General features: G+C 49.7%; 33 protein-coding genes. 17 read left to right on the top strand and 16 right to left on the bottom strand.

Annotated elements, in window-relative coordinates; all coding sequences use genetic code 11:
• Window positions 1-31 precede the first annotated feature (31 nt).
• Window positions 32-958, bottom strand: a complete 927-nt coding sequence (gene glsB, locus EYB30_RS02745) for a glutaminase B (protein WP_166836818.1) — start codon at window positions 956-958, stop codon at window positions 32-34.
• A 202-nt stretch (window positions 959-1160) separates the two neighbouring features.
• Between glsB and EYB30_RS02740 the strand changes: the two genes are divergently transcribed.
• The 10 genes from EYB30_RS02740 (at window position 1161) to EYB30_RS02695 (ending at window position 5991) form a co-directional block, all read left to right on the top strand.
• Entirely contained in the window at window positions 1161-1382 is a 222-nt protein-coding gene (locus tag EYB30_RS02740) for a hypothetical protein (RefSeq protein WP_166836816.1), read from the top strand.
• An 89-nt stretch (window positions 1383-1471) separates the two neighbouring features.
• Window positions 1472-2182 carry a PepSY domain-containing protein gene (locus tag EYB30_RS02735; protein ID WP_166836814.1) on the top strand — a complete coding sequence of 237 codons (711 nt, stop codon included), beginning with the start codon at window positions 1472-1474 and terminating at the stop codon, window positions 2180-2182.
• Window positions 2183-2235: 53 nt separating this feature from the next.
• Complete coding sequence (locus tag EYB30_RS02730) at window positions 2236-3030, top strand: acyl-CoA thioesterase (RefSeq protein ID WP_166836811.1); 795 nt, start codon at window positions 2236-2238, stop codon at window positions 3028-3030.
• 9 nt (window positions 3031-3039) lie between these two features.
• Window positions 3040-3285 carry a Rho-binding antiterminator gene (locus tag EYB30_RS02725; RefSeq protein WP_166836809.1) on the top strand — a complete coding sequence of 82 codons (246 nt, stop codon included), beginning with the start codon at window positions 3040-3042 and terminating at the stop codon, window positions 3283-3285.
• Between the two features lie 39 nt (window positions 3286-3324).
• Window positions 3325-3759, top strand: coding sequence for a hypothetical protein (locus tag EYB30_RS02720; protein WP_206674547.1), 435 nt, complete (start codon window positions 3325-3327; stop codon window positions 3757-3759).
• Entirely contained in the window at window positions 3732-4277 is a 546-nt protein-coding gene (locus tag EYB30_RS02715) for a DUF6843 domain-containing protein (protein ID WP_166836805.1), read from the top strand. Before EYB30_RS02720 ends, EYB30_RS02715 begins: the two co-directional genes overlap by 28 nt.
• 87 nt (window positions 4278-4364) lie before the next feature.
• A complete protein-coding gene (locus tag EYB30_RS02710) occupies window positions 4365-4523 on the top strand; it encodes a hypothetical protein (protein ID WP_166836803.1) in 159 nt (52 codons plus the stop codon).
• A gap of 151 nt (window positions 4524-4674) precedes the next feature.
• Window positions 4675-5157, top strand: a complete 483-nt coding sequence (locus EYB30_RS02705; protein WP_166836801.1) for a hypothetical protein — start codon at window positions 4675-4677, stop codon at window positions 5155-5157.
• Between the two features lie 28 nt (window positions 5158-5185).
• Complete coding sequence (locus EYB30_RS02700; protein WP_166836799.1) at window positions 5186-5398, top strand: hypothetical protein; 213 nt, start codon at window positions 5186-5188, stop codon at window positions 5396-5398.
• A gap of 206 nt (window positions 5399-5604) precedes the next feature.
• Window positions 5605-5991, top strand: coding sequence for a GreA/GreB family elongation factor (locus tag EYB30_RS02695; RefSeq protein WP_166836797.1), 387 nt, complete (start codon window positions 5605-5607; stop codon window positions 5989-5991).
• A 359-nt stretch (window positions 5992-6350) separates the two neighbouring features.
• Here EYB30_RS02695 and EYB30_RS02690 read toward each other — a convergent pair whose 3' ends face one another.
• From EYB30_RS02690 to ampD, 12 genes are all read right to left on the bottom strand, one after another.
• Complete coding sequence (locus EYB30_RS02690) at window positions 6351-6752, bottom strand: T6SS amidase immunity protein Tai4 family protein (RefSeq protein ID WP_166836795.1); 402 nt, start codon at window positions 6750-6752, stop codon at window positions 6351-6353.
• A 2-nt stretch (window positions 6753-6754) separates the two neighbouring features.
• Window positions 6755-7096, bottom strand: a complete 342-nt coding sequence (locus EYB30_RS02685; RefSeq protein WP_166836793.1) for a hypothetical protein — start codon at window positions 7094-7096, stop codon at window positions 6755-6757.
• A 139-nt stretch (window positions 7097-7235) separates the two neighbouring features.
• A complete protein-coding gene (locus EYB30_RS02680) occupies window positions 7236-7775 on the bottom strand; it encodes a hypothetical protein (protein ID WP_166836791.1) in 540 nt (179 codons plus the stop codon).
• 70 nt (window positions 7776-7845) lie between these two features.
• Window positions 7846-9258: a dihydrolipoyl dehydrogenase gene (gene lpdA / locus EYB30_RS02675; RefSeq protein ID WP_166836789.1), complete on the bottom strand. Its 1413-nt coding sequence runs from the start codon at window positions 9256-9258 to the stop codon at window positions 7846-7848.
• A 156-nt stretch (window positions 9259-9414) separates the two neighbouring features.
• On the bottom strand, window positions 9415-11049 hold the full coding sequence (gene aceF / locus EYB30_RS02670; RefSeq protein ID WP_166836787.1) for a pyruvate dehydrogenase complex dihydrolipoyllysine-residue acetyltransferase: 1635 nt from the start codon (window positions 11047-11049) through the stop codon (window positions 9415-9417).
• A gap of 11 nt (window positions 11050-11060) precedes the next feature.
• Entirely contained in the window at window positions 11061-13727 is a 2667-nt protein-coding gene (aceE, locus tag EYB30_RS02665) for a pyruvate dehydrogenase (acetyl-transferring), homodimeric type (protein WP_166836785.1), read from the bottom strand.
• A 63-nt stretch (window positions 13728-13790) separates the two neighbouring features.
• Window positions 13791-14549 (bottom strand): pyruvate dehydrogenase complex transcriptional repressor PdhR, encoded by a 759-nt coding sequence (pdhR, locus tag EYB30_RS02660; protein WP_166836783.1) that lies wholly within the window; start codon window positions 14547-14549, stop codon window positions 13791-13793.
• A 195-nt stretch (window positions 14550-14744) separates the two neighbouring features.
• Window positions 14745-16025: a sensor histidine kinase gene (locus tag EYB30_RS02655; protein ID WP_166836781.1), complete on the bottom strand. Its 1281-nt coding sequence runs from the start codon at window positions 16023-16025 to the stop codon at window positions 14745-14747.
• Entirely contained in the window at window positions 16022-16714 is a 693-nt protein-coding gene (locus tag EYB30_RS02650) for a response regulator transcription factor (RefSeq protein WP_166836779.1), read from the bottom strand. The genes EYB30_RS02655 and EYB30_RS02650 overlap by 4 nt, the downstream gene beginning before the upstream one ends.
• The gene (locus EYB30_RS02645; RefSeq protein WP_241697943.1) at window positions 16714-17607 is read right to left on the bottom strand and encodes an alpha/beta hydrolase family protein; all 894 of its coding nucleotides are present in this window, start codon (window positions 17605-17607) and stop codon (window positions 16714-16716) included. The genes EYB30_RS02650 and EYB30_RS02645 overlap by 1 nt, the downstream gene beginning before the upstream one ends.
• A gap of 155 nt (window positions 17608-17762) precedes the next feature.
• A complete protein-coding gene (gene ampE, locus EYB30_RS02640) occupies window positions 17763-18617 on the bottom strand; it encodes a regulatory signaling modulator protein AmpE (RefSeq protein ID WP_166836775.1) in 855 nt (284 codons plus the stop codon).
• A complete protein-coding gene (gene ampD / locus EYB30_RS02635; protein WP_166836773.1) occupies window positions 18614-19183 on the bottom strand; it encodes a 1,6-anhydro-N-acetylmuramyl-L-alanine amidase AmpD in 570 nt (189 codons plus the stop codon). Before ampD ends, ampE begins: the two co-directional genes overlap by 4 nt.
• A 68-nt stretch (window positions 19184-19251) precedes the next feature.
• Between ampD and EYB30_RS02630 the strand changes: the two genes are divergently transcribed.
• The 7 genes from EYB30_RS02630 to EYB30_RS02600 all read left to right on the top strand — a co-directional run bounded on the left by EYB30_RS02630 (window position 19252) and on the right by EYB30_RS02600 (window position 22995).
• Window positions 19252-19782: a retropepsin-like aspartic protease family protein gene (locus EYB30_RS02630; protein WP_166836771.1), complete on the top strand. Its 531-nt coding sequence runs from the start codon at window positions 19252-19254 to the stop codon at window positions 19780-19782.
• A 20-nt stretch (window positions 19783-19802) separates the two neighbouring features.
• Window positions 19803-20672, top strand: coding sequence for a carboxylating nicotinate-nucleotide diphosphorylase (nadC, locus tag EYB30_RS02625; RefSeq protein WP_166836769.1), 870 nt, complete (start codon window positions 19803-19805; stop codon window positions 20670-20672).
• Window positions 20673-20740: 68 nt separating this feature from the next.
• A complete protein-coding gene (locus tag EYB30_RS02620) occupies window positions 20741-21031 on the top strand; it encodes a nucleotidyltransferase family protein (protein ID WP_166836766.1) in 291 nt (96 codons plus the stop codon).
• Window positions 21028-21381 (top strand): HepT-like ribonuclease domain-containing protein, encoded by a 354-nt coding sequence (locus EYB30_RS02615; protein WP_166836764.1) that lies wholly within the window; start codon window positions 21028-21030, stop codon window positions 21379-21381. Before EYB30_RS02620 ends, EYB30_RS02615 begins: the two co-directional genes overlap by 4 nt.
• Window positions 21382-21472: 91 nt before the next feature.
• Entirely contained in the window at window positions 21473-22129 is a 657-nt protein-coding gene (locus EYB30_RS02610) for a DUF1294 domain-containing protein (RefSeq protein WP_166836762.1), read from the top strand.
• A 99-nt stretch (window positions 22130-22228) separates the two neighbouring features.
• Window positions 22229-22525 (top strand): nucleotidyltransferase domain-containing protein, encoded by a 297-nt coding sequence (locus EYB30_RS02605; protein WP_166836760.1) that lies wholly within the window; start codon window positions 22229-22231, stop codon window positions 22523-22525.
• Window positions 22522-22995 (top strand): hypothetical protein, encoded by a 474-nt coding sequence (locus EYB30_RS02600; RefSeq protein WP_166836758.1) that lies wholly within the window; start codon window positions 22522-22524, stop codon window positions 22993-22995. Before EYB30_RS02605 ends, EYB30_RS02600 begins: the two co-directional genes overlap by 4 nt.
• 109 nt (window positions 22996-23104) lie before the next feature.
• On the opposite strand, the gene EYB30_RS02595 is transcribed toward EYB30_RS02600, so the two are convergent.
• Genes EYB30_RS02595 through EYB30_RS02585 form a run of 3 tightly spaced genes read right to left on the bottom strand, consistent with a single transcriptional unit; the run spans window position 23105 to window position 23893 of the window.
• The gene (locus EYB30_RS02595) at window positions 23105-23215 is read right to left on the bottom strand and encodes a hypothetical protein (RefSeq protein WP_166836756.1); all 111 of its coding nucleotides are present in this window, start codon (window positions 23213-23215) and stop codon (window positions 23105-23107) included.
• 16 nt (window positions 23216-23231) lie between these two features.
• Window positions 23232-23474 carry a YlcI/YnfO family protein gene (locus EYB30_RS02590; protein WP_166836754.1) on the bottom strand — a complete coding sequence of 81 codons (243 nt, stop codon included), beginning with the start codon at window positions 23472-23474 and terminating at the stop codon, window positions 23232-23234.
• The gene (locus EYB30_RS02585; RefSeq protein WP_166836752.1) at window positions 23471-23893 is read right to left on the bottom strand and encodes a putative toxin-antitoxin system toxin component, PIN family; all 423 of its coding nucleotides are present in this window, start codon (window positions 23891-23893) and stop codon (window positions 23471-23473) included. Before EYB30_RS02585 ends, EYB30_RS02590 begins: the two co-directional genes overlap by 4 nt.
• Window positions 23894-24162 lie beyond the last annotated feature (269 nt).

Here is a 24162-nt window from a genome sequence, read left to right as displayed (position 1 = left end):
CAGCCATTAATCAAACTACGCTGTTAACTTATTAAAACAACGACAAGCCCAGCTCCTCCGCCAGCTGGCTAATGACTTGCATTGCCACAACCGAATTCCCATAAGGATTAAGGGGCGGGCTCCATGCGGCAATGACGCCAAACTGCGGTACTATGGCGACAATAGCACCACCGACACCGCTCTTGGCCGGCAGGCCGACTTTAAAAGCAAACTCACCGGATTGATCATACATACCGCTGGTAGACAAGATAGCATTAACCCGGTGCGCGTCACGCCGGCTGCATATTATTTCGTTACTGAGCGGCTGCACACCACGGTTAGCTAAAAACAATAACGAGCGTGCCAGTTGCTCACAGCTGATGGCGGTAGCGCATTGGTGAAAATAATGCTCCAACACTTGCGGTACCTCGGCTTCAATATTGCCAAAACTTTTCATCAGATACGCCAGGGCGGCATTGCGGTTGCCATGTTCTAATTCAGACAAGTACACTTGCTGATCAGCATAAATGGTTTCCACCCCGGTTAAACGGCGCAAAAAGGTTAAAAATGCGGTTTTGCTGGCCGAGTAATGGCTAACCAGCACATCCGCGACCAAAATTGCCCCGGCATTAATCACCGGATTGCGGGGTATGCCCTGCTCCCACTCCAGTTGCACGATAGAATTAAACGGCTGGCCAGAGGGCTCCATATGTACCCGCTGCCACAGCTCATCACTCAACCGGTTCATTGCCATTACCAGGCCAAAAATTTTCGAAATACTCTGCAAGGAAAAATTTTGCTGCGCTGCGCCAGCGCTGAATATCTTACCGTCCAGTGTGGCCACCGCTACCGCAGCCTGTTGCGGTGCTACTTGGGCCAGCGCCGGAATATAATCGGCCACTTTGCCCTGGCTATATAGTGGGCGGCTATGCTCTAACAGCCGTTGTAGTAAGCCAGTTAAGTTGGCAGTTTGTTTCATCGGTAAAGCCCTTAATTTGCATTGCCCGCGGCTGCGCATTTTAACTACTTAATAGTCAGATCGGCTATCTTGTTGCTCACCTTGGCTGAAAAACACAGAGTAAACTTAGTAATTTATTGATTTAATTAAAAATAAATAGTGGCATAGCAATTGATATAGATAAATAACTTTATGCAAATTATCAATACGCAAGGAAATGACCATGACCAGAACCCTCGCCATCGTGTTATTAATCATTGTTGGTATTTACTGCCTGCCCAGTGTGTTAGCCATACTGGCAACCGTTTTCGCTGTTGCTGTTGGCCTTTTTGGTGCCATTTTAGGTGTTGCTGTAAGCCTGGCCGTAACACTACTGCCAATCATTATTGTCGGCTACCTGATCTGGTGGCTGATACGCGATAACCGCCGCAGCCGTCAGTATTAAATTCAGCTAAATATACAGCGCCACTGCTTTTGCAATGGCGGCTGATTTCTGTTCAGATAACAGCATCTTCCACTGACGATTAATGTCTTATGTTGAAATGGTGTCGCCGCCTGCACAACTGGCTGGGTTTACTGCTGGTAGCACAAATACTGCTGTGGTTTTTAAGCGGCCTGGTAATGGCCGTTTTGCCGATTGAACAGGTAAGGGGCGAGCATTTACGCAGCCAACCACTAGCCAACTGGCAGCAGGCACAGGTTAGCCCGGCCGTTGTACTGGCGCAGCACAGTAGCGAAGCGATATTAAACCTTAGCCAGCAGCTGGCGGTTACCCATAGCCATCTCAGCGCGGTGCCCGTGTACGTGATAGACGATGGTGGCCAGCGTTTTCGCTACAGTGCCGTCGATGGCTCGTTATTAACAGCGCTGGCCGAGCAGGACATCAGTCAACTGGCGCAGTTGCAATATCAGGGCAAGGCCGGGCTTCACCAGATTAAGTTACTGCAACAGGCACCGGCCGAAGTGCGCCACCTACCTGCACCACTGTGGCAGCTGCAGTTTGCCGACAGCGACAACACACATTTTTATCTCGACCCGGCCACTGGCGCCGTACTGCGGGTGCGCACCGACAGCTGGCGCTGGTTCGACTTTTTCTGGATGCTGCATATTATGGATTACGACGAACGCAGCAACTTTAATAACCCGCTACTGATCACCACCGCTGGCGCCTCTTTGCTGTTCACCCTGACCGGCATTTTGCTGCTGTGGCAGCGCTACCGGCCAAGGCGTAAGCTAGCCATCTAAGTAGCGCCACACTGCTGATACAATGCCGCCAAACAATATTCAGGATCGACAAGATGCACTTTTTTCAGGTAATACAACAATTTGGCCCAGATAAACCAGATACTATGGCCATTGACGTGCCTGCTGGCTGGGGCCAGGGCCGGGCCGTCTTTGGCGGTATGGCCGCGGCGCTGGCAATGGCGCATTTACTGCCAGTTATTCCGCAAAACATGCCAGTGCGCTCAGTGTCAGTCTCCTTCGTTGCACCGTTAAATGCCGGGCCGGCAAGCGTGCAGCGGCGCATTCTGCGCCGGGGCAAATCGGTTATACAGGCGCAGGTCGACATAGTGCAAGACAACCAGGTCGCTCTGGTACTGCTGGCCAGTTTTGGTGCCGCCCGCCCGTCGGCCCACCAGCTAACTGCCGATACCGCGCCCCAGTGGCAAACAGAAAGCAGTCTGACGCTGCCAAAACAAGGCCCGGTACCTGAATTTACCACCCACTTTGATTACCGCATTGCCCACGGTCAACTGCCCTTTAGCGCCAGCCCGCTACGCCAATTGGGCGGTGACATTCGCATGGCCGGCCATGAGAGCAAACAAGCCGGCATACTGGAGCTACTGGCCCTGGTCGACGCCTGGCCTCCGGTAAGCCTAACCTTACTTAACCAACCCGCTCCGGCCAGCTCACTGACCTGGACTATCGAATTTATCGCGCATGATTTACCCTTTAGCAATACCGATTGGTGGCGCTACCTGGCTGAGATTGACTACGGCGCCGATGGTTATCATCATATCGCTGCCAAACTATGGCAGCCCGACGGCAAGCTGGCCGCCATCAGCCGGCAAACCGTGACCGTATTCGCTTAGGAGGCGTTTATGCTTAAGTGCGACTTACATGACTATATTGAAATGGTGTGTCTGTATCATTATCCACTTAAGCTAACACTCAGCGGTGGCACCGTGCTCACCGGCACGGCACTCACCACCCGCTATAACGACCAGCGGCAGGAATGTTTAGTTATCCAGCAGCATAAAGCCGAGCAGCAAGTGCTGCTGGAGGAGATTGCGCTGCTGGAAGTTACGGTGCAAAACCCACATTTGCAGCAGGTGCGGTTTAAATAAGTTAGCGTGCATGCTTTGAATTAGGAAAACTGCAATCTGATGCCTGTACTGCTTAAAACAAGTTTGTTGCTGTTAATGCACACGTTGGCAGTGGCTTTTGCTGTATTTTTTCTATGGCAGCAACAACAGCACTATGTTGCGATGCAACAAGCAGCAGTGGTAGAAATTCAAAGCGGCAGTGCATTCTTACTGCTGCCACTGATCTTGCCATTGCTGCATCTGATGAGCATTGTTGCCAGGCGTTACACCAATAAAGTTGCGGCAGTAAAAGCTCGCAAGATGCAAAGCAGACTGTTTGTATTATTGGTGCTGGGCTTACCCTTGTCTGGCTTTATGGCTAACCAATGGTTGTTGTGGCAATTAAAACAACGGGGGTATCAGGCCTGCGACGCAGTGCATTCGGAGACCAAGTCAATATTCACCACCTATAGCAAGGATGTTGCGTTATGCCCGGTTTCTTCAGCAGCACGCTAATAACGGCAGGGCTTAAACGCTGCACGAGAACACTGTTGTTATGTAGCTCACTTACCGCCTGCAGCGAAACAGTGCAACAACGCGAGGCTGAGCATTATATTCTGCCGGGGAATTATGTTGGTGCCTTCTATGTGATATTTGCGCAAACCCGCGGTGAGCCGTTGCAATATCAGGGTGACGCCCGCCAATACCAGATCCCGGCAAACGGCGTACTGTTAACTCAAGGCAACATTAGCGAAGGTGTTATCGCCATCGACAAACTGCGCTTCTTCCGCCGGGACACGCCAGAGCAGCTTACAGAGATCACCGCTCGCTGGTTAACCAGCATAGATCCAGAGCAAGCGCATCAAGACAGTACCACCTACATTTTTGGTGGCGGGCCGGGGGTTTACAGCAATTCAGAGCCAGGTTGCGACATCCACTTTCGCGGCTTTCATATCGGCACTAAAAGCCAGATACTGGACGAGGTAAACCACTTTGATATTGAAAGCTTTATTCTGAACAACAAATTGTGTTGAACTGGTATTACGCCAAATGAGACAAAGCAGCAAAACTGGCAGTAAAGGTATTAACAGAGTAAACTTTAGCCACTGTTAGGAGGAAATATGACTAAGCCCTACCCCCACAGCGTTAAAGAAAAGCCGGTTAAGTTTATACCTAATCCGCAAAACTATGAAACCAGCCTGCAATACGAAGGTATGCGGTTGAAACAAGAAAACAAGGGTAAAACTATCGAGCAGTTACGCCGTAAGTATGCGCAATAAATACGGCGTATTGCAGGATGTAAACCTTGACCCACTGCAACAAATCTTTAGACAAGCACTGGTGTTGTAATTGCGGGTAGCCAGCATTAACTCTGATTTAATTTTTATCTGACCCTAATATTCAAATGTATTTCAAAGGGCTATGCAATCCATGCACACTACAAAATCCGGCTTATCGTTAATTCCTGACACCCTCGCACGCGCTGTTTCAACAACAGCCCTACTGTTTGTCATTGTTGCACTTATCGCAGTACTGCGCGGCTTAAGTCAGGACATCCGCTACCCGCTGGCCAGCGACGACTGGTACTTAGTGGCTGGCTTTGTTAGCGTCTGGTGCCTTGTTCCAGCTTTGTTGTCCACTATCACCAGCGCCTTTAGCAAAGTTAGCCAGAGCAAAAGTTATATGATGCTTGGACTACTGCAAGTCACGTTGTTCTATGGCTACAGCTATCATATCGCTAAACAACCGGGCAATGAACTTGGCAGCTCCCCTCTTATTTTGCTGATATATCTGGCAATACCGCTGGCGGCTATTTACTACCCGTTATTTTTTGTCGGTAACGCTTTTAGTAAATTCCGGCTCTTGGCAGTTTTAATGGCAGCGCTGCTGTTAATTTATGCCGTTATGGCTTGAAAGATAACCCTTACGAGAAAAGCTCTTTATGACAAAACCTCACAACCCCACCCCAGGCACGCCGGAATTTGATGCCTGGCTTCTAAAACGCGCCAAAGAGCGTGCGGCTGAGTATTTAACCGATGAATACGATTTAGGTGATGATGAACATGGCTTATTAGCTGTTGGTTATGATCGCTTGCTGATGTCAGACGAAGAATTGGCCGTAGCCTCACCCTGCTATAGGCAAGGCTTGCTTTAGGTTTGCCAATTGGCTATGGTATTAGCCGCTGACACAGCCTGATTTTAGATGAGTATTCAACAATGCTTATTGCGTTTTACCCTATAGTGAATTACCCACTCGCCTTCCAGCCTTAAACCGGCCGCATTCTGTTGCGCCCGGTTCTAACAATTTAAAAATCTAAATATTTCAATGCTTAACCTTCTTTTGCATAGATTGGGGGCAACATGCCATTGCGTCAGTTTTGGGTAGATTTCGACGTGCACAGTGTAACAGCGAAGCAAACGTCATTATCATCTGAGTGTTCTTTTATATCGCTGCTAACACAGCAACAACCCCTTAGCCCATCACAGCGGTTAAATGCCGTTGCGCAAAAGAAACTACCGTTGTATGTAACCGCTGGCTGCACGGTGCAACTTGTCTCTATGCATGATGATCTACGCTGTTGGTTAAAACTCGTCGCCAGCGCTAACCCTGATATAAGCAAAGGTGAAGTAGCAGAGCTTTCGCCGCTCGGCCTGGCCATGCTGGGTAAGGGCGTTGGTGAGCAGGTTAAACTGCACATTCCAGGTATCGATATTCATTTTCTAATTACAGATATCCTCGGCGACTAACACGCCAGGTAATACGTAACTCTAACCTGTATATGAAGGAGAATTCCATATGAAGCACTTAGGTTCGCAGCACGGTTTTTCACAGCATTAGTTCGCCAGCCAAGATTGTAGCCCGCTGCGACTACAACACCAACTGGTTATTGCCCTGGAGCATGCCATGAGTAAGCAAAACACCAAAAAGAAGCCGCAACATGATATTAAAGAAAAGCGTCGGCTGAAACGCGACAAACGCAATAATGATTCCTAGATAACTAGCGAATAACCGCCGAGGGTGCAAACGGATTTGCCCCTTTATCCCTAATGGCTTAGTTTTCCTCAGGTTTGGCAGGTCGGTGATTGAACCTTCGTAAATCTCCGCTTTAAACCGAGGCTTCGGTTCGCGGATGATTTTTCAGCGCTTCGCTTTGAACCCGAAAGATCTCAGCTAATTGCTCAGACTCGGCAAAATCGATGCATTTCATCAGGTTATTTTGCTTGCCCGCTTGGGTGGCATAGTCTTTTTGCAGCCACTGCTGTATCGGCGCTATCAATGCTTCATAGGCTTCCAGCGGCATGGCACCAAACTCGCGGTAGCCATTTAGCGCACTTACTGCCTGGTCGTAAATCCCACCTTCTGTAAAGGCGGTAGCTAAACAGCTGGCCTGAGCATAGTACTGAAACAGCTTTAACTCGTTTTGCTGCTTAAAAGCCATTTCAGCCTGAGCAGTATCAGGCACAGCCATCACTAACGTAAACACAGTTAACACCGCCCAAATTTTCATACTTATTTTGCCTTTTTACGATCGAAGAAGTCTCGGTAAACCTTCTCATCAAGCCCAATGGCAGGACAGGTTAAAGCGCCTTCTTTAACAGCAGATAGCTGAATTTTTCCATCGGTAACAATTATCGCCTGTGACTGCAGTGAGCATTTGTCCTCTGCGGTAACTGACCATTTTGTTAACTGCGATACCGGCGCAGCTTGCCCTGCGACAATGTATACCTTGCTTTTATCATATTGATAATAGTCGTGTTCTTTGTAGTCAATTTTAACCAGCTCGCATGGCGGTGTAAGCTGCAATGCTAAACTCTCGCCTCCGCTATTCAACATGCATTGCTCATTTACCATGCTAACGCTAACATCTGCCTGAGCACAGGATGCCACACCTAGAATGGCAAACAGAAAGGTGAACCGGTTTATACTGAAATTCCGCAGAAGCATCCCCTTCTATTCAAATTCGATGACACCGTACCTAGATTAACCAAAATCATTTTTGCTCTGGCACTAATATGTTTAACCCATGTGCGGTGCTGAGAAACGGTTTAATCCCCCGTGCCAATTTTTTTTGTACAGCGTAATGCCGCTCTATTACTTGAGCCGGTACACAGGCGCTGGTTAAATGAAAACTATCTGCCTGAGACACATCCAGCATTGAGACGACTAAATCATCTTTTGATACTAATAAAATATCGCTGCTGAGCATATCGCCAAGTCTGGTTTGACGGTTAACGAACAAAGATTGATAGCTTAAGCCGCCACCATCTGCATGGGAAAAGGCCAGCACCTCAGTGTCAGGCAGACGGTCCATTTCAATATAAGTAGTCAGATTGTCAGGCGCCATTGTTGAAAACATTACTGAGCTAAACGACTTACTCAGCTCATTCGATGTGGGAAGCTTTCTGTACTCGTTATCGGCAATTTTTGAGTACTCAGTGGGTACAAACCACGTACATCCAATATATGTATAACTGGTCGCTGAAGTGCTGCAGGCCGAAATTAACAATACAACAGCAAGTATTCTCTTCATGGCGTAATAACCTTAATTACAACAAAGGCCGCATTCGCGGCCTTTGTACTAAACACTCAACTCAGAAAAATTACTTCTTCTTCGCTTTCGGGTTTGGCAGGTCGGTGATTGAGCCCTCGTAAATCTCTGCCGCTAAGCCGATAGACTCGTTCAGCGTTGGGTGAGCGTGGATAGTTAACGCGATATCTTCGGCGTCGGCACCCATCTCTACTGCTAAGCAGATTTCACCCAGCATTTCACCGGCGTTGATACCAACAATAGCGCCACCTAAAATACGGTGCGTTTCTTTGTCGAAAATCAGCTTGGTGAAGCCTTCTGTACGGGCTGAAGCGATAGCACGGCCAGACGCTGCCCATGGGAAGGTCGCGGTTTCTACTTTTAAGCCCTGCTCTTTGGCTTCTTTCTCGGTAACGCCAGTCCAGGCCATTTCCGGGTCGGTATAGGCCACTGATGGAATGCAGCGTGGGTCGAAGAAGTGTTTCATACCAGAGATTACTTCAGCCGCAACATGGCCTTCGTGTACCGCTTTGTGCGCTAACATTGGCTGGCCGATAACGTCACCGATAGCATAGATATGTGGTACGTTGGTGCGCAGTTGCTTATCTACATTGATAAAGCCGCGCTCGTCTACGTTAACACCAGCTTTGGCCGCATCTAACAGGTTGCCATTTGGCTTACGGCCAACGGCAACCAGGATCTTGTCGTAGCGTACGGCTTTTTCTGGCGCGTTTTTGCCTTCAAACGTCACGTACAGGCCGTCTTTTTTCGCTTCTACTGCAGTCACTTTAGTCGACAGCATGATGTTGAAGTTTTTGCTGTTGTACTTAGTGTAGGCTTTTACGATGTCAGCATCAGCTGCTGGTACTAACTGATCAGCAAATTCTACTACCGATACTTTAGAACCCAGTGCGCGGTATACGGTGCCCATTTCCAGACCGATAATACCGCCGCCTAATACCAGCATTTCGCCTGGAATGTCTTTTAATTCCAGTGCGCCGGTTGAATCGATAACACGTGGGTCATCTTTTGGAATAAACGGCAGTGCAACTGGCTCTGAACCTGCCGCGATAATAGCGTGTTCAAAGGTAATTTTAGTGTCGCCAACCTGTAAGGTATTGGCACCGGTAAATTTGCCGTAACCGTTAACCACTTTCACTTTACGCATTTTTGCCATGCCGCCCAGGCCATTGGTCAGCTGACCAATTACCTTGTCTTTCCAGGCACGGATTTTATCTAAATCGATTTCTGGTGCGCCGAAGGTTACACCGTGTGAGGCCATGTCTTTGGCATCATCAATAACTTTAGCAACGTGTAATAAGGCTTTAGACGGGATACAACCTACGTTTAAGCACACGCCACCTAAGGTGCTGCGGGCTTCTACCAGGGTAACTTCTAAACCTAAATCTGCTGCACGGAAGGCTGCAGAGTAACCGCCAGGGCCGGCGCCCAGCACCACTACTTGGGTTTTGATTTCGTTGCTCATCGTATTACCTTTTATATCGGGTCAGTTCGGTTGACTGATAGCCGCATGTAGGGCAAGGCCATCAGGCGAAAAAAGTGGCAGAATTTTAACATCCTGCCTGAGCGATGTCCCGTAACTTTTCAGCACGGGACACAAAATTCGCTCTTCGTTAAACAGTTACATAATGATCTGACGAATATCGGCCAGATAACTGGCTAACGTCGCAGTAAAGCGGGCCGCCAGCGCGCCGTCGATAACGCGGTGATCGTAAGATACGCTCAGCGGCAACATCAGCTTAGGTTCAAACTCTTTGCCGTTCCATTTCGGTTTAATGTCTGATTTCGACACACCCAAAATGGCCACTTCCGGCGCGTTAACAATAGGCGTAAAGGCCGTACCGCCAATACCACCGAGGCTGGAGATCGTAAAGCAGCCGCCTTGCATATCGGCCGAGGTTAGTTTGCCTTCACGCGCTTTTACCGAGATATCCTGCAGCTCGCGTGACAGTTCGATAATGCCTTTTTTGTTTACGTCTTTTACTACCGGCACCACCAGGCCGTTTGGCGTGTCTACCGCTATACCTAAGTGCACGTATTTTTTCAGGATCAGGCTTTGGCCATCCTCTGACAATGAGCTACAAAAGGTCGGGAATTCTTCCAGCGCCTTAGCCACCGCTTTCATAATAAACACCAGCGGCGTGTACTTAACGCCGAGCTTTTTCTTCTCGGCCAATGCGTTTTGCTCTTTACGGAAGTCTTCCAGGCCGGTGATATCAGCTTCATCAAACTGAGTCACATGCGGAATACGTACCCAGTTACGGTGTAAGTTAGCACCGGAGAGCTTCTGAATACGTGACAGCGGCTTGGCTTCTACTTCACCAAACTTGGCAAAGTCGACTTTGGGCCAGGCGATTAAGTCAAAACCCATGCTGTTGCCAGCACCAGCGCCTGAACTTACTGCGCCAGACTCAACCTGCTTCACTAACTGCTTAACGTAGTTTTGCACGTCTTCTTTGACGACCCGGCCTTTACGGCCTGTGCCTGAAACTTTGGCCAGGTTAATGCCAAATTCTCGCGCTAAGCGGCGGATAACCGGTGAAGCGTGGGCATAGGCGCTGTTTTCGACAAAGCCGTCGCTGCTGGCCGATGGCGTTGCAGCAGCCTCTGCTTTAGGCTCGGCTTTGGCTTCAGTTTTTGCTGTTTCAGCTTGGGCTTCTGCTTTGGTTTCTACTATAGTGTCAGCATCGTCAGCAGCACCGCCTGCAGTTTCAAACAGCATAATCAGGCTGCCGGTAGATACCTTGTCGCCAACACTGATTTTGATCTCTTTTACCTTGCCAGCGAACGGTGCCGGCACTTCCATACTGGCTTTGTCGCCTTCAACGCTAAGCAAAGATTGCTCTTCGCTCACGCTGTCGCCAACGTTAACCATAATCTCAGTCACTTCTACGGCATCGCCGCCAATATCCGGCACTTTAACCTCTTGTACCGCCGCGCCGCTGGCTTTTTTCGCCGCCGCGGTTTCAGCTTTCGGCTCAGCTTTGCTTTGCTCTTTCGTATCTTCTTTAGCTGGCGCAGCGCCCTCACCTTCAAAGGTCATAATCAGGCTGCCGGTTTTTACCTTGTCGCCTACTTTTACGTTGATGCTTTTTACCACACCCGCCTCTGCCGCAGGCACTTCCATCGACGCTTTGTCGCCTTCAACACTTAGCAGTGACTGATCGGCGGCGACCTTGTCGCCCACCTTCACCAGAATCTCGGTTACTTCAACTTCATCCGCACCGATGTCCGGCACATGAATTTCAATAGTCATGAATAATCCTCTTATGCGTACAGTGGGTTGATTTTGCCGCTGTCGATGCCAAATTTCTTAATCGCATCGCTGACTACCGACTTTTTCAACTCACCCTGCTTCACCAGCTCGCTAAGTGCAGCCACTACGATATAACCGGCGTTTACTTCAAAATGGCGGCGCAGGTTTTCACGGCTGTCCGAGCGGCCAAAACCGTCGGTACCCAGCACCTTGTACGACACCGCTGGCACAAAAGCGCGCACCTGGTCGGCGTAGTTTTTCATATAGTCAGTGGCAGCAATCGCCGGTGCGCTGTTCATTACCGTAGCAATGTAAGGCGTTTTCTCTTTCGCATCCGGGTTTAGCATATTAAAACGCTCGCAGTCCTGGCCATCGCGCGCCAGTTCGTTAAACGAGGTGACTGAGTACACGTCAGACGCTACGCCGTAATCTTTACTTAAAATATCAGCCGCTTTACGCACTTCATTTAAGATAGTGCCCGAGCCTAACAGCTGCACCTTGCCACGGTCGCCGTTTAGGCTTTCCAGCTTGTAAATGCCTTTACGGATGCCTTCTTCAGCGCCTTTTGGCATCGCCGGGTGGTGGTAGTTTTCATTCATTACCGTGATGTAGTAATAAATGTTTTCCTGCGCTTCACCATACATGCGGCGAATACCGTCTTGTAAAATCACCGCCAGCTCAAAGGCATAGGTCGGGTCGTACGAGATACAGTTCGGCACAGTGCCAGCCAGAATATGGCTGTGGCCATCTTCGTGCTGTAAGCCTTCACCGTTTAACGTGGTACGCCCTGCAGTAGCGCCTAACAGGAAGCCACGTGCTTGCTGGTCGCCCGCCAGCCAGGCCATATCGCCGACGCGCTGGAAACCGAACATCGAGTAGTAGATATAAAACGGGATCATCGGCAAATCGTTAGTGCTGTACGACGTCGCCGCTGCTACCCAGGATGACATAGCGCCTAACTCGTTAATGCCTTCCTGCAATACCTGGCCACCCACATCTTCTTTGTAGTAGCTCACCACAGAGCGGTCTTCCGGCGTATAGTTCTGGCCGCCCGGGTTATAAATACCAATCTGGCGGAACAGGCCTTCCATACCAAAGGTACGGGCTTCGTCGGCAATTATCGGCACAATTTGCTTACCAATATTCTGATCTTTAAGCAGAATATTCAGCGCCCGCACGTAGGCCATGGTAGTGGAAATTTCGCGCTTTTGCTCTTCCAGCAGGCCGTCAAAGGCGCTCAGCTCTGGCAGTTGTAGTTTCTGGCTGAATTTTGGCAGCCGCACCGGCGTATAACCGTGCAACGCTTTGCGCCGTGCGTGCAGATATTCCAGTTCTGGCGAGCCTTCCGGCAGCGTGATATACGGCAGCTCGTTAACCTGCTCTTCGCTGATATAATCTTCCAGGCCTAAACGCTTGCGCAGTTGCAGCACATGCGTCATGTCCATTTTCTTCACCTGGTGGGCAATGTTTTTACCCTCAGCCGCTTCACCCATACCGTAACCTTTTACGGTTTTCGCTAAGATTACTGTTGGCTTGTCGCTGCACTCTTGTGCCGCTTTAAAGGCCGCAAACAGTTTTGATGGCTCATGGCCGCCGCGCTTTAAGGCGAAGATTTCTTCATCGGTCATATCGGCTACCAGTGCTGCGGTTTCCGGATAACGACCGAAGAAATGCTTACGTACATAGGCACCATCATTGGCTTTGTAAGTCTGGTAATCGCCGTCTACCGTTTCATTCATCAGCTGCAGCAGCTTACCGGTGGTGTCTTTGGCCAGCAGCTTATCCCAGCCACGGCCCCACACTACCTTGATGACGTTCCAGCCGGCGCCGCGGAATAAGCCTTCTAATTCCTGAATAATCTTACCATTACCCATAACAGGTCCATCAAGACGCTGCAGGTTACAGTTAATTAAAAAGCACAGGTTGCCCAGCTTCTCACGCGCGGCAAAGCTTATCGCACCGCGTGATTCCGGCTCGTCCATCTCGCCATCGCCCAAAAACGCGTAGACGCGCTGCGCGCTGGTATCTTTTAAACCACGGCCGTTTAAATACTTTAAGAAACGCGCCTGATAAATCGCAGTAATTGGGCCTAAACCCATAGAAACAGTCGGAAACTGCCAGAACTCGGGCATTAATTTCGGGTGCGGGTAACTCGACAAACCTTTGCCATCCACTTCCTGACGGAAGCTGTCCAGCTGTTCTGCCGTTAAGCGGCCTTCAACAAAGGCGCGGGCGTAAATACCCGGCGAAATATGGCCCTGGTAATACACTAAGTCGCCGCCGTCTTTTTCATTTGGCGCGCGGAAAAAGTGGTTAAAGCAGGTTTCGTAAAACGCTGCCGAAGACTGGTAAGACGCCATATGGCCGCCTAAATCCAGCTCTTTTTTCGAGCCGCGCAGCACGATCATAATGGCGTTCCAGCGGATCACCGAACGGATACGTCGTTCCAGGTTAACATCGCCCGGGTAAGCCGGTTCTTGCTGCGGTGGAATAGTATTAATGTAGTTGGTGGTAACACCGGTTGGCATATCTACGCCTTCTAACCGGGCTTCTTCCAGCACTTTTTCCAGCAGGAACTGCGCCCGCTCTACCCCTTCAGTGCGTACTACCGATTCCAGCGCTTCAAGCCACTCTTTGGTTTCCAGAGCGTCGATGTCAACTTTACTGACTTCAGACATATCGAGGTTTCCTTTGGTTATGCACGCCTGCGCTATGGTTGCGCAGCTGCGTTAGTAAAATAGTTAGCCCTGCTGGGTGCGGCGTAATGAACGTTCGATACGCGAACGCTCTTTGCCCACTTCCAACATGGCTTCTTCGATAAAAGCCAGGTGATCATTACTGGCCTGGCGCGCTTTTTCCGGCTCGCCATTGATCACCGCCTGCATCAGCCGTTGCCGGTGCGAATTTAACTGGCCTACTATGCCGTCCTTTTGCTGCAGGGTTTCCAGGTTTACCCGGATATTCTGCTCCACCAATGGCGTTAAGCCGCGCACTAAATGCAGTAACACCACATTGTGCGACGCCTCAGCCACTGCTAAATAAAAACTGCCGACGGCTTTGGCCTCGGCGTCTAAATCGGTCAACTGCTGTGCATCACAGATAGCGTCATAATGCTTTTTAATCTGAGCAAAATCGGCCGCCGTACCACGCAGTGCCGCGTAATAGGCGCAAATGCCTTCCAACGCGTGGCGAAATTCCAGCAAGTCAAACTGCGACTCGGGGTGGCGGGCAATCAGCTCAAATAGCGGATCAGTTAAACCCACCGCCAAATTATCGCAGACGTAGGTGCCACCGCCCTGGCGCCGGCTAACCAGGCCTTTGGCTTCCAGCTTTTGAATTGCCTCGCGCAGCGACGGCCGCGATACCGCAAACATTTCGGCCAAATCGCGTTCGGGTGGCAGCTTCTGCCCCGGCGCAAAACTGCCCTCCAGCAACATGTTTTCCAGTTGCTCAACAATGCGGTCTGAAAGTTTTGCCGGTTTAATGGTGAAATCTGCCATGCAGTATTGTTTTTCCTCTTGGCACGCGCTGTTTTGTTACGCTTTCAAGCTGCGTGTAAATTGGTATTACCAATTTATTTTTAGTGGCGTTAAGGTAGCAGTTTCTGCATAACAAGTAAATAAAGCAGAGAATCTATGCAAAGGCAAAAGCGGAAAATAGTTAGAGTAATAGCTCAATTGCTTAGGGTTGACACCTTAGCCGAAAGAATTGGTCTGACCAGGCTGATTTGACGGAAATTTTAAGCTGATACAGGTGCCGGACGCATCGCTGTGCAGCTGATAGGCAATTTGCCATTTATCACATAAACGCTTTACCAACGACAAACCAAGTCCCATGCCAGTGCTGTTGCTACCTTTAATACCGCAATCAAATATCTGTGGCTGTAACTGCGTATCTATACCCGAGCCGCTATCCTGCACCGTTAACACCTGCCCGCTAAACGCAATGCGAATAACACCGGCAGCTGTATAGTCAAAGGCATTGCCTATCAGGTTATTCAGCAGCATTAGCAGCGACATCGGATCTATTGTCAGCTGTGCTGAGGAAGCAATATCCAGCTCTAAGCTAATAGCTTTACCGGCTAATTTTGCCTGCTGCTGTAATACACTTTGTTCTATCACAGGTAACAGTGTTACCTGCTCTGCCGGTGGTAAGTGTTCGCGCGCCAATAGCATCAGAGTGTCAATGGTCTGGTGTATTTGCCGCTGCGCCTGTTGCAGGCGCTGCACATATTGCAGCTGTTGGGCGGTTAATGGGCTATGCCGCAGTAATGTCAGGGCACCTTGCATTACAGTAAGCGGTGTACGCAGTTCGTGTGATACATCCTGAGTAAATTGCTGTTCGCGACCAATAAACTCAGCCACCCGCTGCCAGGCCGTTTGCAATGCCCGCGCTAAGCGACCAATTTCATCAGCAGCAAAATCGTCGGCAAACCGGGTACTCATTGGCTGGTTTGGTTGCCAAGCCGTGCTGTCTACCTGCTGCGTCAGTTTGTGTAAGGGTTTCAGCACACGCTTGGCCAACACATAGGCAAAACCGGCAGAACACAGCAGCACAACGGCCAGCAGCAACAATAAAAACTCTGCCAGCTGTGGCCGTATTGCTCTGACGATCAGCTGCTCTGTTACATCTGCCAGTAAAAAACCTTGTGACAAAGGTAACAGGTGATAATGCTGGCCATTATCCAGCGCGAATTCACGCCGCTCAGGGGCCTGCTGCAACTTGGTCTGAATAGGCTCAGGCAACGCGGTAATATCGCCAACATAACGCACAAACGGCAGACGCGGCTGTATGTCACGACCCGCAGCTAATTGTTGTTCTGCCTCAGCAGCTTCGGCTTGCAGCAAGCTGGCAAACAGCTGATCTTCGGTATGGTAAGCAAAAATAATAGCGAATAGGCCAAACAGCACACCAACCAGCGTTGAGCTGGCAATAAAGGTAAGCAGAATACGGCGCTGCAGTGGCAATACAATCATGTTGCTGCAACCGTTTTTAGCGCAAAGCCAACGCCGAGCTGGGTTTCTATGCTAACGGAAGCGCCATGCTGCTGCAGAGTTTTACGCAGCTGGTACAAATGCGAGCGTAGCGCATCGGATTCTGTTGGCTCATCACCCCAAATCTTGCTGCACAGTTCCGATCGGCTTACCGGCCGCGGGTGCGTTTCCAGCAATATACTCAACAAGTTAAAGCCGATAGGTTTAAGCTCCATTAGTTTACTATCGCAATGCGCCTGATGCAGATGACGGTTTAGCCGGATATTGCCCAGCGTAAGCACATGGTGTTGCTGCAGGTAGCGCCTGGCCAGCACCTGCACCCGAGCCCATAACTCGGCTAAATCAAACGGCTTTACCAGATAGTCATCGGCCCCAGCGGCAAAACCGTCCAGCTTATGCTGCAGGCTATCGCGTGCCGTAAGCATTAACACAGGGATATGCCGGTTGGCCTGTTGCCGCAGCAAACTGCAGACATCCAGGCCATCTAGCTGTGGCAGGGTTAAATCCAGCACGATGACATCGTAATAGTGTGCCAGTGCCAGCTCTGCCCCCTGGCGGCCGTTAAGCGCAAAGTCCACCACAGCCCCCTGCAGAGCAAAATAATCGGCGATATTCGCCTGTATCGCGCGATTATCCTCCACCACCAATACGCTTAAGCTATTAGCTGTCATTACAGCCATGGCTCAAAGTGTTGCACATAATCGGCGGGCAATAAGTGGCCGCCGGCAAACTTGTGGTGCTGCTTATCGCTATGGGGTAAGGCATTAAACAACTGCATATTTTCCTTCTCGCTGGCGTACTCATCATCATTGGCAGTTAACAGCAACACAGGGTTATCTGTAAGGCCCTGCAGCAGGCTCAACGGCGCGACTATGGCAGTGCGGTTGCTCATATGTGGCGGCACCACGGCAGCAACCCGATTAACTCTATCGTCGACTGCGGCAAGCAATAAGCTGACCTGCGCGCCCATACTGTATCCTGCAATATCAATCCGTGTCGCATCAAACTGCGGCTGACGGCTAAGCCAGTCCAGTAACACCCGGTGATCGCGCACCGTGTCTATCAGCATCTGTTCATAAGGCTCACGTTCTCCCCACCAATGCAGGTTGTTAATAATATCAACGATACTGTGCTGTGGGTCTTTGCGCTCACCGTGGTTACGGGCATCTATAGTGATCACAGCATAGCCTTTTGCCAATGCCATTTTAGTGATTTTGTCGGTGCTCTCCCGGGTAGGCCGATCTTTAAAGCTGTCTTGCCACCATCGCACATGTGCTCGTCCCATCGCATGGGCGCCAATCAACACAGGCACCGGCTCAGTACCTGAAATACTCGCTTCAGGTAAGCGCATATAACCATTTACGATAGCACCATCAAAACTTGTGTAAGTAAAATGGTAACCGTGACTCTCATCCTGCTTTAGTTCAAAGTTTAACGCAGCAGGCTGCACATAGGCATAACGTTCCGTAACATCCGCCATGGTTAGGGTATAAGGTTTTAAACCAAATACCGCATACCAACCTGCTGCCAGTGCGCCAATTACGGCTCCTATAGTTAATAGCATTTTTATCACTCCTGACTTGTTCAATTTCATACGCTGGTTACGTGTGTTGATTAACGTAAGAACAAGCTTGCCAGCATGGCTGTGAATTCAGCGTGAAGTGAAATACTGGCAATAAAAAAGGCGCCCAAGCGGCGCCCTATCAGTGGATTTATACTTTACCCTAACCAGCCGGTCAGGGTTAAAATAGCGGCAAAGGCTAAGAAAAACAGCATATTACGCTTAGCCAGCTGTACCATATAGCTGGTGTCGTCCAACGTATTTAAGCTCTCGGCCGGCAGAGTTTCAGCGGCTGTAGCCACCTCTATGACAACCTGCTCGTTGCTGGCAGTAAAATCCAGAAAATAGCTCAGTAAAGCATTAGAGGCACGGGAGAAATGCCCCACCAGGGCAAAACCTAAGCCAAATAACCGCGCCGGAAACCACAGCGCCCAATGCGCCACACAATCAACCTTGCTGTCGCTGCCGAGCACAGCAGCGTAGTCGGCAGCATCTTGCTCGTCTACCGCTTCCTGTAAATGCCGCACCAGCACATAGCTAATTACACCAAAAGCCCCCAGCAGTAAAAACCAGAACACCACCGCCGCGTAGTAGCGAAAGTTTAGCCACAGCAGTATCTGGCCATAGCTGTATTGTTCACTGGCACTGCCCATTTGGCTGCGAATTTGCTGCATGCTAATAAAGGCCGCTTCTTCGTCGCCGCGCTCCATTGCATTTAAATACTGCTTATACAGCTGACGATAATGCCAGCAGCCAACCGCCACCAGCAGCACCAGGGTGTTGATGAGCATACTCAGTAAATGGCTGTCCAGCAGATGCAGCACCAACGCCACCACTATGCCAGGCAGGGCCAGCCACAGGTATTGCCCCAGACTGTGCGCCGACAGCAGGCTAAGTTTGGAACGGGCGCTAAAGCGCACATAAGCCCGGCAATAGCCTGCAGCCTGCCAGGTGTCGCTGCGCACGGCCAGGCGCTCAATAATTAATGCCAGCAACATACTGATTAATGTCATCTAGAAAACTCCTTTATCGCGCTTGTTATCGCGCTGCGGTAACGCATCCAGTCAAACGCGTGGCCCGGGTCGGTTTTGCGCCCTGGTGCAATATCACTGTGCCCGGTTATACGCTCCGGCGTGATAGCCGGATACTGCTGACACAAAAAAAATGTCAGCTGAATAAGGCTTTGATATTGCTGCTCAGTATACGGTATATCGTCCGTGCCTTCTAATTCAATACCAATAGAAAAATCATTGCAGCGCTCACGGCCGGCAAACTGGCTGACACCGGCGTGCCAGGCCCGTTTAGCAAAAGGCACATACTGAAACACCGAGCCATCGCGCCAGATAACACAATGTGCTGACACCCTTACCCCCTGCAAACCGGCGAGACCGGGGTGTGCAGTGCAGTCCAGCACACCGCGAAACAGCGCGTCAACAAAACTATGCTCAGGCGCAGCGGCAAATTCACCGGCCGGCAGGCTAATATTGTGGATCACCAGCAAGCTGATGCATTCACCAGCAGGGCGCTCATCACAATGCGGGCTGTTACGCTGTGTTATTACCGGAAGGGTGGCCGTCATCAGAAGTTTTGCCTTTGCCGGGCTTGATCAGTAAGCTATGGCAATATTGTCACTGCCGCAGAGCTGTAATGCAAGCACCCGAGCCGACAAACCACTATGGTAAGACCTTCGCCATCATCGCCTGGTTAATTGTCATGGTACTGCTGTATTTGTTTTTTCAGGACACCATCGACAAACAGCTAAACCCCAATTCGCAACTTAACAGCGTGCAGGGCAGCCGCGGCGAAACCCGCACAGTGCTAATTCGCAATAAAAGCGGCCACTATGTTGGCACCGCCCTGCTAAATAACCAACCGGTCGATTTTATGCTGGATACCGGCGCTACTACGGTGGCAATTGCAGCGTCAACGGCTGAAAAGCTCGGCCTGCCAGTTGGCCGCGCCATGCAAGTTAGCACCGCCAACGGCATCACCACCGCTTACAGCAGCCGCATCGACAGGCTGCAACTGGGCGATATAGTGCTAAGTAATATTCCGGCCAGCATAGTGCCCGGCTTAAACAATAGCGGTAGCGGCACCGAGATATTACTGGGCATGAGCGCCCTGAAACAGTTAGAATTTCACCAACAAGGTAATCAGCTAACCCTGATCCAACATTAAAACAGCGACCGAACCCACTTATGACCACTAGCCACAACACCCTACAGCAACAAGAATTAGAGCGCGCCGTCGCGGCTGCACTGGCCGAGGATCTCGGCTTTTTACCACTGGCACAGGGCGATATTACTGCCTCGCTTATTCCGCCACAGCAACAGGCCAGCGCCACTATTATTACCCGTGAGGACTGTGTTGTTTGCGGTACCGCCTTCGCCGATGAGGTATTTCGCCAATTGGGCGGCGAAGTGCAGCTTAACTGGCAGGTAAAAGACGGTGATAAGGTTAGCGCCAACTCCGTGCTGTGCACGCTGAGCGGCCCGGCGCGTATTTTGCTCACCGGCGAGCGCACCGCGCTGAACTTTTTACAGCTGTTAAGCGCCACCGCCAGCGTTACCGCCCACTATGTACAGTTTTTAGCCGGCAGTAAAACCCGCTTGCTCGACACCCGTAAAACCCTGCCGGGCCTGCGCTTTGCACAAAAATACGCCGTTACTGTCGGTGGCGGTAAAAACCACCGTATTGGCCTGTATGATGCGTTTCTGATTAAAGAAAACCATATTGCTGCCGCCGGCTCTATTGCCAATGCCGTGGCCAGCGCAAGGCAAAACTTCCCCGGCAAGCCGGTAGAGGTTGAAACTGAAAACCTGCAGGAGCTACAACAAGCGCTGACTGCCGGTGCCGACATTATTATGCTGGATAATTTTTCACTCGCCGATATTAACCAGGCTGTGGCACTGAATAATGGCCAGGCCAAACTGGAAGTGTCAGGCAATATAACCAGCGAACGCTTAACCGAGCTGGCCGCCACCGGCGTCGATTATATCTCCAGCGGCGCCCTGACCAAGCATGTGCAGGCGATAGATTTATCGATGCGGCTAAGCATCTTGGCGTAAGTTCTGAGGCAGATAAATTGCCATAGACAGGCTATACTGCATAAAAATTGTCGTTAGCGGAGAATGTTATGCGTCCATCTGAAGCGCTATTACATAACAGGGCACTGATACACAGTTTGGTTAGCCGCTACAATGCAACCAATCCACGCATTTTTGGCTCTGTCGCTAATGCAAAGGACAACGAAACCAGTGATCTTGATTTATTAGTAGACGCCTTGCCCAGCACCACCTTGTTTGATCTGGGTGAATTACAATTAAGTCTGGAAGAAGCGCTCGGCGTGCCGGTAGATTTACTCACGCCAGGTGATCTACCGGAAAAAATACGTATCCAGGTGCTGAAACAAGCCATTCCCGTATGACCGAAAGCAGAATTGTCACTTACATCGGGCAAATGCAAGAATCCGTTTTTCTGGCATGCTCCTATATAGATGGCATGGCAAAGGCAGATTTCTTAACAGATAAGAAAACGCAGCAAGCTGTAGTGTTAAATTTATTGGTCTTAGGTGAAACGGCAACCAAAATCATGCAAGTTGAACCCGATTTTGCCGCCTTACACCCCGAAATTCCATGGCGCAGCATGAAAGGCATGCGAAATCGCATAGCGCACGGTTATTTTGATATCAACCTGGATGTTGTGTGGGAAACAACTAACACAGCCCTGCCCGAACTGGCCACGCAACTGACAAAACTCGCAAATAACATTAAGTAACAAAGTTAGCGGCTGATTCGACCACGGCCGATTAAACTTCTGCTACAGTAGGCGGGTCTCACGGAGCGAGGCAAGCCAGCAGGATAACCCGATGCAATTAACCGGTACCGTAGTGTTCTGGCGTGACGATAAAGGCTTTGGCTTTGTATTGTGTCAGCAGAACGCGCAAAAACTGTTTTTCCATATCCGCGACTTTGCCGGCACTGAAGGCCGGCCACAGCAAGGCGACCAGCTGCAATTTAGCTTAAGCACCGATAAACGCGGCCGCGCTATCGCCGCCCCCTGGCGTTTTAGCGCTGAAGGCAAAAAAACACCCGCCCCTGCGCCACAATCAGCACTCAGCAGCGTTACGGATATTAATCAGGCCAGCCAGTTTGCGTTGTTTTTTCGTCTTGCCTTTTTTTTGGCGGTTATCTTGGCGCTGCTGTTTGGCAAACTGCTTTACGTGCTGCCACTGCTGTATATCGAAGCCAGCCTGATGACTTACTGGCTATATAAAATAGACAAAGAGGCCGCCATCGCCCGCCATGGCAACCGCCTGGCAGAAGAAAGCCTGCAGCTGTTTGCCTTAATTGGCGGCTGGCCCGGAGCTTATCTTGCCCAACAACAGCTGGCGCATAAACGCAGCAAATTATCCTTCAGGCGTGAATTTGGCTTTGTTATCCTCGGCAACACCCTGCTGGTTACCTGGCTGCTATCGCCCTGGGGTCAGGCGTTTTTAGCCCGCATGGCGCTGTTGGCGGGTTAATCAGCTGCAAGGTTAGCTGCCTGTGTTTCGTCTGTGTTTATACCAGCTTATTTGCTACACTTTCATCAGTTTAGTCACCTTAAAAAGGTCAGCCCTTATATGCGCTTAAGCCAACAGCAGGCCAATATTATTAACACACTGGCAAAAGAGATATTCGGCCCGGATGCCAACGTTAAGCTGTTTGGTTCCAGAGCAGACGATACCAAGCAAGGCGGCGATATCGACTTATTTATTGAGCTACAACACCCTATTGAGCAGCCTGTAATGGCAAGTGCCCGCTTAGAAGCCAGGCTTATGCTGGCGCTGGGGCTACAAAAAATTGATGTGATTGTTAGCGCACCCAATATGGCAAAAACGCCGATCCACGACATTGCCGCCAAAGGTATCCTGTTATGACAAACGATGTAACATTAAGACTACAGTTTTTAGTTCGCGTTGTCGGCAAAGAGAGCCATTATCTGCTACAAACAAGCCATAGGTTATTCAGCCAACCCATTAATACGCAGTTTTTGGCCGATCTTGATAGCAATATTGCCTTATCAGAGCAATTGGATGCCTTTGCTAGCCGCTTTGGTCGCCTGCAAGACAACATTGGCGACAAATTATTACCTGCCGTGCTGACCGCGCTGGGTGAAAAAACCGGCCCGGTGTTGGACAACCTTAATAAAGCTGAAAAATATGGCTGGTTACAATCAGCAGAAAGCTGGCTGTTAGCCAGACAACTGCGCAATAAAATGGTACATGAATATATTGAAGACCCTGCCATATTGGCTGAAGCACTAAACAGCGCCCACGGTTTTATACCGCTACTAACACAATTTGCAGATCAGCTAACCAAAGCACTAAACGAACGGAAACTCATCTAAGTTACCAGCGCACTGTCGGCTTTTATCGCTGCGGATAAATAAGTCTACCAATGCGCTGTATATGATCATGTAATGCAGGGCTTTGAATGTCTTGCAGTCTTTTGCACATCTACTGCAATTCAGACAACATGGGTAAATACTCTTTGGCGATAGACTGCAAAACAGCTTCAAACTTGGTGCTATCATAGGTATGGCGCATCAGGTTTCTATCGCCAATCATCCGCAATGTATCGCTGCTACTTTTTTAATTTATCGTATGGCGCAGGCTCGGCCTCGGCCACTTTATCCATAGCCTGCAAAAATGCTTGCTCGTTGCCTTGTTGTTGCCTTGTTATTAAATACTCTTCAGTCAATAGTGCAGTCATTTTTTCAGCCACAGCAGATGACACAAACTGATTAATCGACACACCGTCTTTTTTCGCCAGCGCCTTCACTTGTTTATGCAAAGAATCGGGCAAGCGTAAACTTAAAGTACTCATTTTTCACTCCGGTTTAGTGCTAAAAACTGTTGCGGCGTTATTGCTGTAATACCAAACAACGCGCTTTTACTAAAATCACGCACGTTAAACGTAACAATAAATTGGCTTTGCGATTGCACAGCAAGTTCTAACACCATATCGTCCTGCGGATCTTTCAGGCATGGTCGCCATAAATAGTAAATCTGGCATAATGTCGCTTTGCTAAGCAAATAATTCAGAATGTTGTCAATATCTTCAGCCCCAAGGTTAGGGATCAATCCCGGACGTTTTAACACCGCTTCATACTCGAAAAACAACGGCACGGAAACCGCTGGCTTAAAGCAATTATTTGTAAGCTCTGATAAAAGCTTATACGAGGCTCCCTGCTTAGACCGCAGTCCTGCAACGAGAATATTGGTATCTAGTACAATTTTTTTCATTAAGCAGTATTATAGGTGATACCAATAAAACCGCAAATAGGCTAACGCCGCCATTCCCCTCCTTTAACAAGCCACTATACAAGTTGCCGCATTTCCCGCCTTAACGCTTAAAAAACCAGCATTAACATTTAGCGGCAGCGCGCGTTAAATTACCCATTTTCGGCGTTTAATAACCGCGGGTTGCAGTAGGCAGGAAAAATTAGAGTAATTTAACTAGTACTTTATTACTATATGCAACTGCATACAATTTCACCAACCAGATAAAAATA

The sequence above is a fragment of the Rheinheimera pleomorphica genome (assembly GCF_011634895.1).
Lineage (GTDB): Bacteria > Pseudomonadota > Gammaproteobacteria > Enterobacterales > Alteromonadaceae > Alishewanella > Alishewanella pleomorphica.
This window is presented reverse-complemented; position numbering and strand designations above follow the sequence as displayed.

Excerpts from the sequence above, each read along its gene's own strand:
- glsB (WP_166836818.1), bottom strand. The coding sequence starts at position 958 with ATGAAACAAACTGCCAACTTAACTGGCTTACTACAACGGCTGTTAGAG.
- EYB30_RS02630 (WP_166836771.1), top strand. The coding sequence starts at position 19,252 with ATGCAAGCACCCGAGCCGACAAACCACTATGGTAAGACCTTCGCCATC.
- EYB30_RS02735 (WP_166836814.1), top strand. The coding sequence starts at position 1,472 with ATGTTGAAATGGTGTCGCCGCCTGCACAACTGGCTGGGTTTACTGCTG.
- EYB30_RS02595 (WP_166836756.1), bottom strand. The coding sequence starts at position 23,215 with ATGATTGGCGATAGAAACCTGATGCGCCATACCTATGATAGCACCAAG.
- EYB30_RS02585 (WP_166836752.1), bottom strand. The coding sequence starts at position 23,893 with ATGAAAAAAATTGTACTAGATACCAATATTCTCGTTGCAGGACTGCGG.
- EYB30_RS02740 (WP_166836816.1), top strand. The coding sequence starts at position 1,161 with ATGACCAGAACCCTCGCCATCGTGTTATTAATCATTGTTGGTATTTAC.
- EYB30_RS02590 (WP_166836754.1), bottom strand. The coding sequence starts at position 23,474 with ATGAGTACTTTAAGTTTACGCTTGCCCGATTCTTTGCATAAACAAGTG.
- EYB30_RS02645 (WP_241697943.1), bottom strand. The coding sequence starts at position 17,607 with ATGCTATTAACTATAGGAGCCGTAATTGGCGCACTGGCAGCAGGTTGG.
- EYB30_RS02605 (WP_166836760.1), top strand. The coding sequence starts at position 22,229 with ATGCGCTTAAGCCAACAGCAGGCCAATATTATTAACACACTGGCAAAA.
- EYB30_RS02615 (WP_166836764.1), top strand. The coding sequence starts at position 21,028 with ATGACCGAAAGCAGAATTGTCACTTACATCGGGCAAATGCAAGAATCC.
- EYB30_RS02655 (WP_166836781.1), bottom strand. The coding sequence starts at position 16,025 with ATGATTGTATTGCCACTGCAGCGCCGTATTCTGCTTACCTTTATTGCC.
- EYB30_RS02715 (WP_166836805.1), top strand. The coding sequence starts at position 3,732 with ATGCCCGGTTTCTTCAGCAGCACGCTAATAACGGCAGGGCTTAAACGC.
- EYB30_RS02725 (WP_166836809.1), top strand. The coding sequence starts at position 3,040 with ATGCTTAAGTGCGACTTACATGACTATATTGAAATGGTGTGTCTGTAT.
- aceF (WP_166836787.1), bottom strand. The coding sequence starts at position 11,049 with ATGACTATTGAAATTCATGTGCCGGACATCGGTGCGGATGAAGTTGAA.
- ampE (WP_166836775.1), bottom strand. The coding sequence starts at position 18,617 with ATGACATTAATCAGTATGTTGCTGGCATTAATTATTGAGCGCCTGGCC.
- aceE (WP_166836785.1), bottom strand. The coding sequence starts at position 13,727 with ATGTCTGAAGTCAGTAAAGTTGACATCGACGCTCTGGAAACCAAAGAG.
- EYB30_RS02695 (WP_166836797.1), top strand. The coding sequence starts at position 5,605 with ATGCCATTGCGTCAGTTTTGGGTAGATTTCGACGTGCACAGTGTAACA.
- EYB30_RS02685 (WP_166836793.1), bottom strand. The coding sequence starts at position 7,096 with ATGGTAAATGAGCAATGCATGTTGAATAGCGGAGGCGAGAGTTTAGCA.
- pdhR (WP_166836783.1), bottom strand. The coding sequence starts at position 14,549 with ATGGCAGATTTCACCATTAAACCGGCAAAACTTTCAGACCGCATTGTT.
- nadC (WP_166836769.1), top strand. The coding sequence starts at position 19,803 with ATGACCACTAGCCACAACACCCTACAGCAACAAGAATTAGAGCGCGCC.
- lpdA (WP_166836789.1), bottom strand. The coding sequence starts at position 9,258 with ATGAGCAACGAAATCAAAACCCAAGTAGTGGTGCTGGGCGCCGGCCCT.
- EYB30_RS02650 (WP_166836779.1), bottom strand. The coding sequence starts at position 16,714 with ATGACAGCTAATAGCTTAAGCGTATTGGTGGTGGAGGATAATCGCGCG.
- EYB30_RS02705 (WP_166836801.1), top strand. The coding sequence starts at position 4,675 with ATGCACACTACAAAATCCGGCTTATCGTTAATTCCTGACACCCTCGCA.
- ampD (WP_166836773.1), bottom strand. The coding sequence starts at position 19,183 with ATGACGGCCACCCTTCCGGTAATAACACAGCGTAACAGCCCGCATTGT.
- EYB30_RS02700 (WP_166836799.1), top strand. The coding sequence starts at position 5,186 with ATGACAAAACCTCACAACCCCACCCCAGGCACGCCGGAATTTGATGCC.
- EYB30_RS02680 (WP_166836791.1), bottom strand. The coding sequence starts at position 7,775 with ATGAAGAGAATACTTGCTGTTGTATTGTTAATTTCGGCCTGCAGCACT.
- EYB30_RS02690 (WP_166836795.1), bottom strand. The coding sequence starts at position 6,752 with ATGAAAATTTGGGCGGTGTTAACTGTGTTTACGTTAGTGATGGCTGTG.
- EYB30_RS02610 (WP_166836762.1), top strand. The coding sequence starts at position 21,473 with ATGCAATTAACCGGTACCGTAGTGTTCTGGCGTGACGATAAAGGCTTT.
- EYB30_RS02620 (WP_166836766.1), top strand. The coding sequence starts at position 20,741 with ATGCGTCCATCTGAAGCGCTATTACATAACAGGGCACTGATACACAGT.
- EYB30_RS02720 (WP_206674547.1), top strand. The coding sequence starts at position 3,325 with ATGCCTGTACTGCTTAAAACAAGTTTGTTGCTGTTAATGCACACGTTG.
- EYB30_RS02730 (WP_166836811.1), top strand. The coding sequence starts at position 2,236 with ATGCACTTTTTTCAGGTAATACAACAATTTGGCCCAGATAAACCAGAT.
- EYB30_RS02710 (WP_166836803.1), top strand. The coding sequence starts at position 4,365 with ATGACTAAGCCCTACCCCCACAGCGTTAAAGAAAAGCCGGTTAAGTTT.
- EYB30_RS02600 (WP_166836758.1), top strand. The coding sequence starts at position 22,522 with ATGACAAACGATGTAACATTAAGACTACAGTTTTTAGTTCGCGTTGTC.